This window comes from Microbacterium sp. SS28 (assembly GCF_022761035.1).
GTDB lineage: Bacteria > Actinomycetota > Actinomycetes > Actinomycetales > Microbacteriaceae > Microbacterium.
Window position 1 is genome coordinate 66,936 of the sequence record NZ_JAKWJP010000004.1, and the last position, 15,020, is coordinate 81,955.

14 protein-coding genes and 1 tRNA gene are annotated in these 15,020 nt (G+C 71.8%); 4 read left to right on the top strand and 11 right to left on the bottom strand.

The features are described from left to right. Nucleotides 1-63: 63 nt before the first annotated feature. Together MJ607_RS12020 and MJ607_RS12025 are read left to right on the top strand one after the other, a co-directional pair. The gene (locus tag MJ607_RS12020; protein WP_243075841.1) at nt 64-855 is read left to right on the top strand and encodes a FadR/GntR family transcriptional regulator; all 792 of its coding nucleotides are present in this window, start codon (nt 64-66) and stop codon (nt 853-855) included. Continuing rightward, complete coding sequence (locus MJ607_RS12025) at nt 852-1,598, top strand: cache domain-containing protein (protein WP_243075842.1); 747 nt, start codon at nt 852-854, stop codon at nt 1,596-1,598. The genes MJ607_RS12020 and MJ607_RS12025 overlap by 4 nt, the downstream gene beginning before the upstream one ends. Before the next feature lie 159 nt (nt 1,599-1,757). Here the strand turns inward: MJ607_RS12025 and MJ607_RS12030 are convergent, their stop codons facing one another. Beyond that, entirely contained in the window at nt 1,758-2,402 is a 645-nt protein-coding gene (locus MJ607_RS12030; protein ID WP_243075843.1) for a TetR family transcriptional regulator C-terminal domain-containing protein, read from the bottom strand. A 71-nt stretch (nt 2,403-2,473) separates the two neighbouring features. Between MJ607_RS12030 and MJ607_RS12035 the strand changes: the two genes are divergently transcribed. Beyond that, nucleotides 2,474-3,355 (top strand): S9 family peptidase, encoded by an 882-nt coding sequence (locus MJ607_RS12035; protein WP_243075844.1) that lies wholly within the window; start codon nt 2,474-2,476, stop codon nt 3,353-3,355. A gap of 121 nt (nt 3,356-3,476) precedes the next feature. Here the strand turns inward: MJ607_RS12035 and MJ607_RS12040 are convergent, their stop codons facing one another. After that, nucleotides 3,477-4,346 carry an amidohydrolase gene (locus MJ607_RS12040; protein WP_243075845.1) on the bottom strand — a complete coding sequence of 290 codons (870 nt, stop codon included), beginning with the start codon at nt 4,344-4,346 and terminating at the stop codon, nt 3,477-3,479. An 89-nt stretch (nt 4,347-4,435) separates the two neighbouring features. Here MJ607_RS12040 and MJ607_RS12045 point away from each other — a divergent pair, with 89 nt between their 5' ends. Continuing rightward, nucleotides 4,436-5,188 (top strand): FadR/GntR family transcriptional regulator, encoded by a 753-nt coding sequence (locus MJ607_RS12045; RefSeq protein WP_243075846.1) that lies wholly within the window; start codon nt 4,436-4,438, stop codon nt 5,186-5,188. On the opposite strand, the gene MJ607_RS12050 is transcribed toward MJ607_RS12045, so the two are convergent. From MJ607_RS12050 to MJ607_RS12090, 9 genes are all read right to left on the bottom strand, one after another. Further along, on the bottom strand, nt 5,173-6,492 hold the full coding sequence (locus MJ607_RS12050; RefSeq protein ID WP_243075847.1) for an L-fuconate dehydratase: 1,320 nt from the start codon (nt 6,490-6,492) through the stop codon (nt 5,173-5,175). The genes MJ607_RS12045 and MJ607_RS12050 overlap by 16 nt on opposite strands. A 288-nt stretch (nt 6,493-6,780) precedes the next feature. Next, nucleotides 6,781-7,386, bottom strand: coding sequence for a dCTP deaminase (gene dcd, locus MJ607_RS12055; RefSeq protein ID WP_243075848.1), 606 nt, complete (start codon nt 7,384-7,386; stop codon nt 6,781-6,783). Nucleotides 7,387-7,832: 446 nt separating this feature from the next. Then, nucleotides 7,833-7,906: transfer RNA gene (locus MJ607_RS12060), tRNA-Gly, on the bottom strand. Nucleotides 7,907-8,049: 143 nt separating this feature from the next. Then, the gene (locus MJ607_RS12065) at nt 8,050-9,579 is read right to left on the bottom strand and encodes an aldehyde dehydrogenase family protein (RefSeq protein WP_243075849.1); all 1,530 of its coding nucleotides are present in this window, start codon (nt 9,577-9,579) and stop codon (nt 8,050-8,052) included. A 25-nt stretch (nt 9,580-9,604) separates the two neighbouring features. Next, nucleotides 9,605-10,657: a LacI family DNA-binding transcriptional regulator gene (locus MJ607_RS12070; RefSeq protein WP_243075850.1), complete on the bottom strand. Its 1,053-nt coding sequence runs from the start codon at nt 10,655-10,657 to the stop codon at nt 9,605-9,607. Then, nucleotides 10,654-11,838: a fumarylacetoacetate hydrolase family protein gene (locus MJ607_RS12075; RefSeq protein WP_243075851.1), complete on the bottom strand. Its 1,185-nt coding sequence runs from the start codon at nt 11,836-11,838 to the stop codon at nt 10,654-10,656. The genes MJ607_RS12070 and MJ607_RS12075 overlap by 4 nt, the downstream gene beginning before the upstream one ends. Before the next feature lie 19 nt (nt 11,839-11,857). After that, nucleotides 11,858-12,640, bottom strand: coding sequence for an enoyl-CoA hydratase/isomerase family protein (locus MJ607_RS12080; protein ID WP_243075852.1), 783 nt, complete (start codon nt 12,638-12,640; stop codon nt 11,858-11,860). After that, complete coding sequence (locus MJ607_RS12085; protein WP_243075853.1) at nt 12,637-13,773, bottom strand: extracellular solute-binding protein; 1,137 nt, start codon at nt 13,771-13,773, stop codon at nt 12,637-12,639. Before MJ607_RS12085 ends, MJ607_RS12080 begins: the two co-directional genes overlap by 4 nt. A gap of 1 nt (nt 13,774) precedes the next feature. Then, nucleotides 13,775-15,016, bottom strand: coding sequence for a CaiB/BaiF CoA-transferase family protein (locus MJ607_RS12090; protein WP_243075854.1), 1,242 nt, complete (start codon nt 15,014-15,016; stop codon nt 13,775-13,777). Between the last annotated feature and the right edge of the window lie 4 nt (nt 15,017-15,020).

The following is a 15,020-nucleotide window of genomic DNA, read 5'->3' on the forward strand; positions in this document are numbered from 1 at the left end:
CGGTCTTGTCACGGCGGGGGCGATGCGCATCCGCACACCCCCGAAGCGAACACGGAGAGCTCGATGCCGCACGCGACAGGACGCCTCGACGCCGCGCGCGCCGTCATCTTCGCGCCGCTCGACGGCGCAGGCCGGGCCGAGCTCGTCGAGCAGCGACTGACCGACGCGATCGTGAGCGGCGTCCTGCGCGACGGCGAGCGGCTGCCGAGCGAATCCGACCTCTCGCGCAGTCTCGGCGTCGCCGTCGTCACGGCCCGCGAGGCGCTCGAGGGCCTGCGCGACAAGGGACTCGTGCGCACGCGGCGCGGCCGCGACGGCGGCAGCTTCGTGACCTTCGACCGGGAGTCGGCGGGACGGATGCTGGAGCTCCGCCTGCGTGACCACTCGCGCATCGAGCTGCGAGACCTCGCCCTGCACGTCGGCGCGATCGCGGGCGCTGCCGCCGAAGTCGCGGCCGATCGCGCGAGCGACGACGACCTCGAGAGCCTCACGACGATCCACGAGCAGGCCGATCTCACGACCGCCGGCGGGGCGCGCCGCGCCGTCAGCCGCTTCCAGCTCGAGATCGCGGCGATCAGCCAGTCCCCGCGGCTCGTCCGCGAGGAGATCCGCCTGCAGGCGGAGGCGGGGCCGCTGCTCTGGCTGTGCCTGCGCGAGCAGGAGTACCGTGAGCGCAGCGCGTCCGCACGGGAGCGCGTCATCGCCGCCATCCGCGACGTCGCACCCGAAGCGGCGCGCGAGGCCACGATCCGACACATCACGAGCGCCTTCGAGTGGCTCGTGCACGAACGACTGAGGCTCGACGCGGCACGCCGCGACGAGGCATCCCTCCCTCTGCAAGGCGGTTCCGCATGAACACGGTGGTCACGCATCCGGCCGTCGCGATGGCGGCACGGGTCGCCGAGACGATCGACGGCATCTTCGCGACGATCGACGGCTGGCGGGACCATCTCGAGGCGGTCCTCGGTGACGGCCTCGAACTCACGGCGACGGCGCTCGACCCTGTCGTCGAGCAGTTCGCGGTGCCCGCCGTCACGAACGACACGCTCCTCACGGGCGCGGGCTTCGTCGCGGCCCCGGGCATCCTCGCCGACGCGCGGTGGCACCTGGCATGGTGGCTGCGGGATGCTGCGGCCCCGCGCCGTCTCGCGACGATCGACGACCCCGGCCACGAGCAGTTCCGCGACTACACGGCGCTCGAATGGTGGCGCGTGCCCGCGCGCACGTCGGCGCGCCACCTCACGGGACCCTACGTGGACTACGTCTGCACCGACGACTACGCCGTCACGATCACGACGCCCGTGCGCCTGGGCGGCGAGATGGTCGGGCTCGTCGGGATCGACGCGCTCGTCGACCGCCTCGAGCACGAGCTGCTGCCCGTCCTGCGCGCCGGCGGCGACGACACGACGCTCGTCAACGCGTCCGGGCGGGTCGTGACCTCGACGGACGCGAGCCGCGAGCCGGGATCGATCCTGCGCCTGGAGGGACTCGCCGATGCCGTCGCCTCCGGGCGGGCCGCGGCATCCGTCGTCACGCTGCCCGGCGGCGCGGCCGTCCTGACCTGCGGCGACACGTCGCTGACGCTCGTCCTGCAGTAGCGGTCCGCGGGCGGGTGGCGTACCGCTTCGGAGGAGATGGCGCGTACGGAGGAGGATCCGCGGCGGGGCACCCTCCCGTCTGGACAAGTCCTCCCGACCGGCCAACGCTCCGGTCGCCCCGCGAGCGAAGCGAGACGAAGCGCCGAGCCCGCGTGCAGCTCAGGCGAGGGCCTCGAGGTCCTCGGGCCGAGCGCCGAGCGCGAGCAGGCGGTCGCGCATCGCGGCGGCCGCGAGGTCGTAGGCCGAGTCGTCACCCGTCATGAGCGAGCGGGCGTTCGCCTCGTTGTCGAGCGCGACGAGCTCGAACGCGAGACGCCGCACCGTCCCTTCGTCGGCACGCAGCTCGCCCGCCTCGGCGGCATGGCGGGCCTGCGCCTCGACGTAGCCGTACCAGTCGCGCAGCCAGCCGCGCACGGAGTCGCGCACGGGCCCGGGCTTGGAGTCGACGTCGGCCGCCGTCGCGGCGAAGAAGCAGCCGCCCGTGAAGACGCGCGTGCGGGAGTAGTCGAGCGCGCTGCGCATGAGCATCGCGAGACGCCGGGTGCCCCGCGGCTGCACGCGGACGGGCTCGACGACGACCTCGCGGAAGACTTCGGCCGCCGCCGCGACGGCCGCGAGCTGGAGCGCCTCCTTGCCCCCGAACAGCGTCGCGATGCTGCTCTTGCTCATGCCGGCAGACTCGGCGAGGCGCCCGATCGTGAGGCCGTCGAGTCCCTCGACCGAGGCGAGATCCGTCGCGCGCTCGAGCACGATGCGGCGTGAGGCGTCGCCTCGCAGGCGCCGCCGGTCGATCGTCTCGGACATCCCCCTAGTGTAAGTACGATCGTTCGTATAGTCTACGACCGATCGTTCGTATTTCTTTCGGAGGTTCCGCAATGCAGCTCTCCCGTACCCGCTCGGCGCTCCGCGCGACGAGCGCCGTCTCGCCCGACCTCGCCGGCTCGATTGCGCTGCGCGCGTTCTTCCAGACCCAGCCGCGCCTCGCGCTTCGAGAGGCGGATGCCGTCACCGACGGAGCCGCCGAGCGCGACAGCATCCGGCTCCGCAGCATCGAGTTGGCGACCTACCGCTGGGGCCGCGGGGACGACACCGTCCTGCTCGTCCACGGCTGGCGCGGCCGCGCCTCGCAGTTCGCGCCGCTCGTGCGTGAGCTCGTCGCCGAGGGGTTCCACGTCGTATCGTTCGACGCGCCCGCGCACGGGGCATCCGGGCCGGGCCGCACCGACATCCGCGACTGGATCGCAGCGATCGACGCGCTGCAGCAGCGCCACGGGCGCTTCCGGCTCGTCGTCGGCCACTCGTTCGGCGCGCTCGCGGCGCTCACGGCGGTGCGGGCCGGCACGACGACGGGGCGCGTCGCGACGATCGCGGGCGCCGGCACGCCGCAGGTGTTCATCGACCAGTTCACGACGGCGATGCTCGACCTTCCGCCGCGCGCGAAGGCCGCGTTCGAGCAGCGCTTCCTGCGGCGGTTCGGGCTCGACGCGGCATCCGCTCGACGGATCTTCGATGCCGTCGCCGATCCGCTGCCCGCTCCGCTCGAACTGCTCGCGGTGCACGACGACACCGACCGGCAGGTGCCGCTCGCGGCGACGACCGACCTCGTCGCGGCTCACGGCGACCGCGCGCGCTTCGTGCCGACGCACGGGTTCGGCCACAATCGCGTGATCGGCGCCGATCAGACGCTCGACGGGATCGTCGCCTTCGCGGCCGGCGGACTCGAGCGCGTCGACGCCGTGCGGGCGCGCACGGCGTAGGGCTCACCGTTTCGCCGGAGACCGCCGCTTCGTCGGAGGCGCGCGGCGCGTCATCCTGCGCCGTGGTGATCTCCCGCGCTGCGACGCGACGTAGACACCCCTCGACCGCCGAGTGGTCGGATCATTCGAGGTTCAGCCGCGCGTCGTCGAGGCGGTAGAACTGCGCCGCCGACCGACCGAGCAGCCACTCCCGCTCGTCGGGCGCGACCTCTTCGAAAAGCGGCGCGAGGCCCGCCCAGACGCGCGCGTAGCCGCCCGCGAGCACCGAGATCGGCCAGTCGCCGCCGTACATCAGGCGGCGCGCTCCGAAGACGTCGAGCGCATGCTCGAAGGCGGGACGGATGGCGTCGGTCGTCCACGCCGCCATGTCGGTCGTCGCCGAGTACAGGCCGCTCACCTTGCCGTGCACGAGCGGGTTCTCGGCGGCGGCCGCGATGAGTCCCCTCCACGGCTCGAGCGACTCGAGGCCGATGGGCGGCCGGCCGAGATGGTCGATGACCATGCGGAGCGACGGATGCCGCCGCGAGAGGATCGGCACGAGCTCGAGGTGGCGCGGCAGGACCGCGACGATGTCGAGCGTGAGGCCTCGCTCGGCGAGCAGGCCGAGGGACTCGTCGACGTCGCGTCGCAGCAGCCAGTCAGGGTCGGGCTTGGTGTGGATGAGGTTGCGCACCCCGACCATGAGCGAGTCGCCGGCCCACGCGTCGAGCGTCGCGGCTGTGCCGGCAGGGTCGTCGAGGGGCGTGAAGCCGACGATCCCGGCGACCTCGCGATGCGCTGCGGCCGAGGCGCGCATGAGTGCGGTGTCCTCCGGGTTGTCGGCCGACTGCACCTGGACGGTGAAGTCGACGCCCGCCGCGCGAAGCTCGGGCGCGACATCCTCGAACGCCATCGGCCCGTCGATCGGCGAGAGCTCGGGTCCCAGCCAGTCGTACGCCGCGCGCGCCGGATCCCACACGTGCTGATGCGCGTCGATCACGGGGAAGGTCATGGGGTCTCCGTTGTTCTCTGTGCCCGGGGGCGTCGACGTGAGCGTCGCTCAATCATCCGATGTTCTCCGCGAACCGTACACTGACACGCATGACCGACGATGAGGCCGCGACCGGCTCGCGCTCGCAGACCGACGTCGTGATCGAGAGCATTAAGGACCTGCTCGCCCGCGGCGAGCTGCGGCCGGGCTCGAGACTGCCGATCGAGAAGGATCTCGCGGCGCAGCTGGGCGTCTCGCGCGGATCGCTGCGCGAAGGCGTGCGGGCGCTCGCGACGCTCGGAGTGCTCGAGACGCGGCAGGGCGACGGCACGTACGTGACGTCGCTCGACCCGAGCAGGCTGCTCAGCCCGCTCGGATTCCTCGCCGATCTGCAGCAGCCCGCGCACGCCGCCGACCTGCTCGCCGTGCGACGCATGCTCGAGACCGAGAGCGTCGCGCTCGCGGCGATCCGCCTGACGGACGACGAGCTCGCCCACTTGGACGGCGTGCTCGACGGCGTCGACACGATCCTGCAGAGCGAACCCGACATGGACCTCGAGGCGTTCATCGACGCCGACACCGAGTTCCACCGCACGATCGCCCGCGCGAGCGGAAACCCCGCTCTCGCCGCCATCATCGACACGCTCGTCGGCCGCACCTTCCGGGCACGCCTGTGGCGCGCGATCTCGCACCGCGGCTCGGTGCGCGAGACGCAGGCCGAGCATCGGGCGATCCTCGACGAGCTCGTCCGCCGCGACCCCGCGCGCGCCCGGATCCGCATGTCCGTCCACCTGCTCGGCGTCGAGGAGTTCAGTGCGGCGCATGCCGACGAGGACCCCGAGGCGGGTCAGCCGACCCGCTGAGCGAGGCGACCGGCCCAGTACGACCCGTCGGGGTAGGAGTACGCGGCCACCGATTCATCTGACATCTCGGCGCTGTAGCCGGGGCTGCCGGGCAGCACGTAGGCGCCGTTCTCGACGATGCACGGGTCGACGAAGTGCTCGTGCAGGTGGTCGACGAACTCGGTGACGCGGTTCTCGAGGCTCCCCGAGACGCACACGAAGTCGAAGATCGAGAGGTGCTGCACGAGCTCGCACAGCCCGACGCCGCCCGCGTGCGGGCACACCGGCACGCCGAACTTCTTCGCCATGAAGTACACCGCGAGGATCTCGTTGACGCTCGCAAGCCGCGCCGAGTCGAGCTGGCAGAAGTCGATCGCCTCGGCCTGGAAGAGCTGCTTGAAGAGCACCCGGTTCATGCCGTGCTCGCCGGTGGCGACTCCGATCGGCGCGACGGCCCGCCGCACGGCGGCGTGGCCCAGAATGTCGTCAGGACTGGTGGGCTCTTCGATCCACAGCGGCCTGAACTCGGCGAGATGACTCATCCACTCGATCGCCTCCGGCACGTCCCACACCTGGTTCGCGTCGATCATGAGGTTGGCGTCCCACCCGATGACCTCGCGCGCGATCCGCAGGCGCCGGATGTCGTCCTCCAGGTTCGCGCCGACCTTGAGCTTGACGTGGCGGTACCCCTCGTCGACGGCCTCCTGCAGCAGGCGCCGCAGCTTGTCGTCGCTGTAGCCGAGCCATCCCGCGCTCGTCGTGTAGCAGGGGTAGCCGCCGCGCGACTCGAGTTCGGCGATGCGCTCGTCTCGAGTCGGGGCGAGTTCGGCGAGCATCGCGATCGCCTCGTCGCGCGTGATCGCATCCGAGAGGTAGCGCAGATCGGCGGCGTCGACGAGCTGCTCGGGCGTCATGTCGGCGAGCAGTCGCCACAGCGGCTTGCCCGCCTGACGCGCCGCGAGATCCCACATCGCGTTCATGACGGCCGCCATCGCGAGGTGCACGACCCCCTTCTCCGGGCCGAGCCAGCGCAGCTGCGAGTCCGAGGCGAGATCGCGGTACAGCCCGCCGAGGTCGGCCACGGCATCCTCCACCGACCTGCCGACCAGCGGCAGACCGCGTTGCCGCGCCGCCTCGACGCACAGGTCGTTGCCCCGGCCGATCGTGAACGTGAAGCCGAATCCCTTGACCGCGGGGTCGTCGGTGTGCACGACGACGTAGGCAGCCGAGTAGTCCCCGTCCTTGTTCATGGCGTCCGAGCCGTCCATGCTGAGCGACGTCGGGAACCGCACGTCGTGCGCCGTCACGGCGGTGATGGTCGTCATGCGGGAGCCTCCGGGGCGTCGGTCTACGTCGGGCTATCCTATGGGATTCATTGGATGAATCGTCCAGTCTGAGCCCCAATCGTCCGCCGATCCCCGGCCCGGCGAGGTGATTCATCTGCTTTATCGCGCCTCGCGCGCGCGTCGACGCCTACCTTGGGCGCACCCGCCAATGTGCACCGACCACCACGGCTCCCCAGCGGCATCTGGCGGGCACCGAGGCCGAGCGCTCGCCGTTCGCCGCTGCCGAGCCGAGGGAGCGCACGCTCCAGCCGAGTGGGTGGCGCGGGGTCAGGCGCCGCGCGCGCCGGCGTCGGTCGATCCGACATCCGTGCGGTGGAAGTTCTGGAAGGAACGGGATGCCGTCGGCCCGCGCTGCCCCTGATACCGGTTGCCGTAGGGGCCCGAGCCGTAGGGGTTCTCGGCGGGGGACGACAGCCGGAAGTAGCAGACCTGGCCGATCTTCATGCCGGGCCAGAGCTTGATGGGGAGGGTCGCGACGTTCGAGAGCTCGAGGGTGACGTGTCCCGAGAATCCCGGGTCGATGAAGCCCGCCGTCGAGTGCGTCAGCAGTCCGAGTCGGCCGAGCGAGGACTTGCCCTCGAGCCGCGCCGCGACGTCGTCGGGGAGCGTGATCTGCTCGTACGTCGAGCCGAGAGCGAACTCGCCGGGGTGCAGGATGAAGGGCTCGTCGGGCTCGACCTCGATGAGGTGCGTCAGGTCGGGCTGGTCGATCGCGGGATCGATGAAGGGGTACTTGTGGTTGTCGAACAGCCGGAAGTACCGGTCGAGCCGCACGTCGACGCTCGACGGCTGCACCATCTCGGGCTGCCACGGGTCGAGGCCGATGCGTCCGGCGTCGATCTCCAGGCGGATGTCGCGGTCACTGAGCAGCACCCGCCCAGCCTACCCAGGCCTCCTGTCCGGACGGCCTCCGTTACCGCGTCCGGCCTCGGTCACGACTCGCGTCGCCCGGTCCTCCGCTCAACACGCCGAATGCGGGTCTCGCTGTTGACCGCGCAGATTCTGGCGAGTCGCCACAATTCGCCAGTTCATCCAGCCGATTCTGGCGACTCGCCAGAATCGGAGCTCTGCGCGGGCGGAGCGGGACCGCCCGAAGCGGATCGGTTCCTACGGCATCCACACGAAAGCCCAGCCGCGCCGACTTCGTCGGCACGTCGGGGCATTGGAGGGGATGACGGGAATCGGCCACTCCGCCACTCCACGCATCGCTTCGCGCTGCGCGGAGCCTCCGGCGGAGCGGGACTGCCCGAAGCGGATCGGTTTCTACGGCATCCACACGAAAGCCCCGCCGCACCGACTTCGTCGGCACGTCGGGGCATTGGAGGGGATGACGGGAATCGAACCCGCGCTATCAGCTTGGGAAGCTGAAGTTCTGCCATTGAACTACATCCCCGGGGGGACGCCTTTCGGCGCCCGGCCAGCATAACAGGGCAGGCGGCGGCGTCCTCAACGCACCACTCCCACGGTCGCTGAGCCAGCCGAGGCGTCGCACCCGAGCCGGGAGAACGGCCCCGGCCGCGGCGAACCGCGCGCCCTCTACGCCCCGACGGGAACGCCCGCCTCGAGCACGCCGTCGACGCGACGCGCGATCTCGCGGTATTCGTCGCGCAGCTCTTCCGGCAGCAGCTCGGCGGGTGCGTTCTGCCACGCGAGGGGCCGCAGGAACCGGCGGATCGAGGTGATGCCGACCGACGTGTGGAACGAGTTCGTCGCGGGCCACGGGCCACCGTGGTGCTGTGCCCACGAGACCCGCACGCCGGTCGGGTAGCCGTTGAAGACGATGCGTCCCGCGGCCGCCGAGATCTGCGGCAGGAGGCTCGAGACTGCCGGATAGTCGGCGCTCTCGGCGTGGAACGTCGTCGTGAGCGAGTCGGGCACGGCCTGCAGCGCACCGAGCAGCTGCGCCGTGTCGGCGTAGTCCACCAGCAGCACGAGCGGGCCGAAGGCCTCGACGGTGTGCTCGGGCGTGAGCTCGCCGGCCGGCACGCGCAGGACGCGCGGGGCGACCGCGAAGCCGTCGCCCGCTGACGCCTCGGCGTCGCCCAGGAGCGACTCCACGGCCGGCGCCTGCTCGAGCTCGCGCTCGGCGTCGCGGAACGACGCGAGCACGCGGTCGTTGAGCAGGACGCCGGGGTCGGCGGCGCTCATCGCGGCGACGAGCTGTTCGGCGAATCCGTCCGCCCCCTCGCCCGCGGGGATGAACGCGATGCCGGGCTTCGTGCAGAGCTGGCCGCCCGATCCCGTGACCGAGGCTGCGAGGCCCGCCGCGATCTCGGCGCCGCGGGCGGCGAGCGCCGCGGGCCCGACGACGAGCGGGTTGACGCTCTGCAGCTCGCCGTAGAAGGGGATGGGACGCTCGCGCTCGTCGATCGCGGCGCGCAGGTGGTTGGCGGCGCCGAGCGATCCCGTGAACCCGACGGCGGCCACGCCGGGGTGGCCGACGAGCCGCGTGCCCGCCGCCTGACCGTAGACGATGCCGACGGTTCCCGCCGGCGCCCCGGCGCGGCGGGCGCCCTCGCGCAGCGCCTCGAAGCTCGCGCGCGACGTGAGCGGGTGGGCGCTGTGCGCCTTCGCGATGACGGCGTTGCCTGCCGCGAGCGCCGAGGCCGTGTCGCCGCCGGGCACCGAGAACGCGAACGGGAAGTTGCTCGAACCGAACACCGCGACGGGGCCGATGGCGACCAGCATCCGTCGGACATCCGGCTGCGGACCCATGGGGGTGTCGCCCGCGTGATCGATCGCGGCCTCGAGGTAGCCGCCGTCGCGCACCGCCTCGCCGAACAGTCGCAGCTGATACGTCGTACGGGTCAGCTCGCCGTTGAGACGCACCGAGGTCAGCCCCGTCTCGGCGGCGGCGATCGCCACGAGCTCGTCGCGGCGCTCGTCGAGCGCGTCGGCGAGCGCGTCGAGCAGGTCGGCGCGCCACGCACGGGGACGCTGCTCGAGCTCCTCCATAGCGCCCACGGCGCGTTCGACGATCTCGTCGACCTCGGCGTCGGAGGTCACCTCGATGCCGGTGTCGGTGCGCACACCCGTGCGCGGGTCGGTCGTGGTCAGGGTCGACATGGGTCCTCCGTCAGGGAGCCGAGGGTCACGCGCTTTCGCGCACGACGAGTGTGAAGCCGAGATCGATGGATACGGGCGCGGCGTCGGGTTCGGCGATGCGCTCGAGGATGAGCTCGCCGGCGCGGCGGCCGATGCTGTTGTTGGGGGTCTGCACGGTCGTCAGCGCGGGGTGCAGGTAGCGGCTGATCTCGAAGTCGCCGAATCCTGTGATCGCGATGTCGCGGGGCACGTCCAGGCCGCGACGCTGCGCCTCGAGCACGGCGCCGGTCGCGAAGATGTCGCTCGCGCACACGAGGACGTCGGTTTCGGGATGCTGCTCCAGCGCCTCCGCGAGCAGCCAGCCGCCCGCCTCGACGCTGATGCCGCGCGATCCCGTGTCGAGCACGCGTGCCAGCTCGTCCGGCAGCAGCCGCCGCAGGGTCGCCTCGAACCCGTCGCGACGGGCGCGGGCGCGGGAGTCCGCGCCGGTCAGCCAGCCCGCGAAGGTGGGGTGGCGGTAGCCGGCCTCGACGACGTACTCGACGATCGCCGCGAAGGCCGCGCCGTTCGAGAAGCCCACGAGCGAGTCGATCGGGTCGTCCGACCAGTCCCACGTCTCGATGACGGGGATGCGCGCGCGGCGGAGCATCTCGCGCGTGCCGGCGGTGTGCGAAGCGCCGACCATGACGATGCCGTCGGGGCGTCGTCCGAGGAAGGCGCGCACGACCTGCTCCTCGCGCTCCTCGTCATAGCCCGAAGTGCCGAGGAAGAGCTGCACGCCGGCGGCCGACAGCTCGGCCTCGAGCCCGTGGACGGTGTCGGCGAAGACCGAGTACGACATCGCGGGCATGACCGCCGCAACGGTTCCGCTGCGGTTCGAGGCGAGGTTGCTCGCGGCGCGGTTGGGGACGTAGTTCGTCGCCTCGACGGCGCGCATGACAGCTTCGTAGGCGGCGACCGACACCTGTTCTGGGTCGCGGATCGCGCGCGACACCGTCGACGGCGACACCCCGGCGAGCGCGGCCACCTCGTCGAGCGTGACCGTCCGGGTGTTGCGGCGCGTGAAGCGCGGCTCGGGCGGCGGCTCGGGATCCGTCATAGAAGTCCTCGCGCAGCGAGGTTGCGCATGAGGGCCGTGACCCCGAAGGTCCACGGCTCGCACTCCTCGCTGTGACGAACGACGTTGCTCAGCGTGCCAAGCCCCTGCGAGCGGATCGCGACCACGTCGTCCAGCCTATGCGTGAAGCCTTTGCCGGGCGCGTCGCGGTCGTCGATGGGCGCGAACAGTGTGCCGAGCATGAGGATCGCGCCGTCGGGGTACTGGTGGTGCGGGCCGATGAGCTGGCTCACGAGGTCGAGCGGGTCGCGGCTGATCTGGCGCATGTCGGATGCCGCGCTGAGCGTGAACCCGTCGGTGCCCTGCACCTCGACGCTGATCTCCATGCCGCGCACGTCGTCGATGCCGAACGCGCCGTCGAACAGGCGGATGAACGGACCTGTCGCGCACGACGCGTTGTTGTCCTTCGCCTTCGGCAGCAGCAGGGCGCTGCGGCCCTCGATATCGCGCAGATTGACGTCGTTCGCGAGAGTCGCGCCGACGACGACGCCTGCCGACGACACGACGAGCGCCACCTCGGGCTCGGGATTGTTCCACGTGGAACTCGACAGCACGCCGATCTCATCGCCCGTGCCTCGCGACGACAGAGGCATCGCCTTCGTGAAGATCTCGGCATCCGGACCGATCCCGACCTCGAGGTACTGCGACCAGAGGCCCTCGTCGACGAGGAAGCCCTTGAGCTCCGCCGCCCGCTCGGAGCCGGGCACGATGCCCCGCAGGTCGCCTCCGATGCGATCGGCGATGACGGCGCGCAGGGCGGCCGCGGCATCCAGATCCCCTCGCGCACGCTCCTCGATGACCCGCTCGATCATCGAGACCGCGAACGTGACGCCCGCCGCTTTGACGGCCTGCAGGTCGTGCGGAGCGAGCAGCCACGGCTTCTCGGCATCGCGACGGTCGAACGCCGTGTTCGCGTGGATCTCGGCGAGCGTGCCGATGACCTCCCCCGCGTCGTCTCGCGCGGCGGCCGCAGCGTCGGAGTGCTCGGCGAGGGCGCTCACGGTCGCGAAGGCCGGCGCGAGCGAGCGGACGACGTCGCCGTCGATGACGACAGGCGTGGGTCCGCCGACCTCGGGCTGCCAGACGCGGCCGACGAGGAGGGCGGCCTCCGCATCGGCGGGCAGGGTCTCGGCGAGCGTGGGGAACCAGTCGGCGTCGGTCATGCGGGGTCTCCGGTCTCGATCAGCGGCCGTGGAAGACGGCCGGGCGCTTCTCGGCGAAGGCGGCGCGCCCCTCGGCGGCGTCCTCCGTCGCGAAGCAGATGGTCTGCAGGTCCCGCTCGTAGCGCATGGCGTCGTCGAAGGGCATCGTGTAGGTCGCGCGCAGGTTGGCCTTCGCCGTCTGCGCCGCGATCGGGGGCCGTGCCGCGATGACCCCCGCGAGCTCCCATGCACGCGCGAGGAGCTGCTCGCGTGGATGCACTTCGCTCACGAGGCCCCAGTCCTTCGCCGTGGAGGCGGGGATGGGGTCGCCGGTCAGCAGCATGAGGGCGGCGTTGCTCGGTCCTGCGCTCTGCGCGAGGAAGGCGCTCATGCCGCCCCCGCCGATCCAGCCGAGCTTGATCTCGGCCGCCGCGAGCTGCGCGTTCTCGGACGCGAGACGGATGTCGCAGAGCATCGCGGTCTCGACGCCACCGCCGAACGCGTAGCCGTTGATCGCGGCGATGAGCGGCTTGCGCACTTCGCGCAGAGCGTCGCAGTAGTCCCCGCGGTTGCGGAACTGCCACGGCGTCGCGTATTCGTCGAGGGTGCGGATGTCGGAGCCCGCGCAGAACGCACGCTCACCGGCGCCCGTGATGATGCCGACCCGCACGTCGTCGTCGTCGTTGATCGCGTGCGCGAGGCGCGCGAGCTCCTTCGACATCTCGGGAGTCACGGCGTTGAGCTTCTCGGGGCGGTTGAGCGTGACGAGCACGACGTGCCCGTCGGTCTCGACCGTGACCTCGTCGATGGTGCTTTCGATCATGATGCGATCCCCTCCGCGGCCGTCTGCACCGCTGCGCGCTGGATGTCGGTGAGCTGCGCGAGCACGGCGGCCGGCGCCCGCCGCTCACGGACGCCCTCGCGCACGACGCGCGAGAGCTCGGTCTGGGCCTTCGTGAATCCCGCGAACCGCGGGCGCGTCCAGGCGCCGTCGATCGTGCTGCGCGTGCGCCGGTAGAAGTCGCGGAACGGCGCGTTGACGTCGTCGCTCTCCCACGCGGCCCGCACCGAGGGCTGGCCCTCGTGCGCGGGGATGAACGACACCTGCGCCTCGTCCGACAGGAGCCACGCGAGATGCTCGCGCAGCGCGGGCGAGACCCGGGCGCGCCGCGTGAGCGCGATGCCCGTCCCGCCGATCGTCGAGCCGACGCCGCCCGGACCCGTGGGGCTCGGGCCGAACGTCACGGGACGCGGGCGTGCGGCATCCGCATATCCGACATAGCCGTAGACGAGCGGGATGCACCCGATGTCGTCCGTCGCGACCATGCGTTCGAGGAGCGCGATCGGGTTCTGCGCGTCAGTGCCTTCGGGGGCGGATGCCGCGAGCTCGGCGAGGATGCCGAGCGCCTGCTCTCCCACCTCCGGCGCGACGATCTGCTCGGCGCCCCCGAGGGCGAGGGAGTCCCCGAGGCTCGCGCACACCGACGCGAAGGTGAGGTAGGCGTGCGGGCCCGACAGCGACAGCGCGACGGGCGCGCGACGGGCGAGGTCGAGGACGTCGTCCCAGCCGACCGGGTCGTCGGCGACGAGATCGGCGCGGCGCGCGGCGACCTGCGTCGCGGCATCCAGCGGCAGCGCCCACGTTCGCCCGCCGAGCTCGTACGTCGAGAGCGACGGCCCGACGGCGCGACGCGCGACGTCCTCGAGGAATGCGGCGCCCATGACCTCGTCCATCGGCTGGAGGCAGTCCTCTGCGAGCGCGTCACCGAGGTGCGGATGGTCGAGCACGATGAGGTCGTAGCGCTCGGCGAGCTCGCCGATCGGGGCGGACTCGAAGCCCTCCAGTGAGTGGACGTCCCACGCGATGTCGAGGCCGCTGCCGCGCGCCTGGGCCGCGGCCGCCTCGAGGGCGGCGCGCCCGCGCGGGTGGTCCCACGTGAGGCCGGAGTAGGTCATGTCACGCGCTCCGCTGAGACGGCTCGCGGACCTCGGACGACGCGACGACGCCCGCGGCGAGCAGCGCCTCCACCTCGTCGCCGGTCACGCCGAGGTCGTCGAGGATCTCGCGCGTGTGCTCGCCCGCGAGAGGTGCGCCGCGGTCGATGCGGGCGGGCGTGCGCGAGAAGCGGTACGGGAAGCCGGGCGTCTTGACACGGCCCTCGGTGGGGTGGTCGTACTCGACGAACGTGCCGTTGTGCGCGATCTGCTCGTCGTCGACGAGGTCGGCGTAGGAGTACACCGGCGCGACCCAGACTCCGGCCGGCTGCAGGATGTCGAGCCACTCGCTCGTCGTCCGCGTGCGGAGCTTGTCGGCGACGACGGCGTGGATCTCGTCGCGGCGCGTCCAGCCGTCGATCTCGCCGTCCATCTCGGCGAACGACGGCTCGTCGAGCAGCCGGCCGAGGGTCGGCATGTTCGGCATCGCGAGGGCGAGGTAGCCGTCGGCGGTCGCGAAGGCGCCGTACGGCGCGCGGATGTAGACGTGGGCGTGCGGCTGCTCGCTGCGCTCCTGCGGCACGCCGCCCATCGTGAAGACCGAGATCTCCTGCATCTGCAGCGTCGTGATGACGTCGAGCATGTTGACGGTGACCTGCTGGCCCTCGCCCGTGCGCTCGCGGTGGAGGAGCGCCGCGATGACCGCCTCGAACGCGGTCGATGCAGTGACTGCGTCGACGAGGTACTGGCCGGCGGGCTGGGGAGGCGATCCCGCGGCACCCGCGGAGAGCATCGCGCCGCTGAGCGCCTGCAGGAGGAGGTCCTGCCCTGGGCGGTCGCGGTACGGGCCGTCCTCGCCGTAGCCCGAGATCGAGACGTAGACGAGCGACGGATTGATCGCGCGCAGCGATTCGTAGTCGACGCCGAGCCGCGCCGCGACGCCCGGACGGTAGTTCTGCAGGAAGACGTCGGACTCAGCCACGAGCCGGTACAGCAGCTCGCGGCCCTCGGGCGCTTTCAGGTCGACGGCGAGCGAGCGCTTGTTGCGGTTGAGCGACAGGAACGACACATTGATCTGGTTGCCGCGCGCTCCCCCGGCCGCCGCGTGCCGCTGCCACTCGCCCGTCGTGGGCTCGACCTTGATCACGTCAGCCCCGAGGTCGCCGAGTCGCTGGCCCGCGAAGGGGCCGGCCATCGCGATCGAGCAGTCCAGCACGCGGTAGCCGCTCAGGATGCCGGAGTCGGGGCGTCGGGGGTCGGTCATCGTT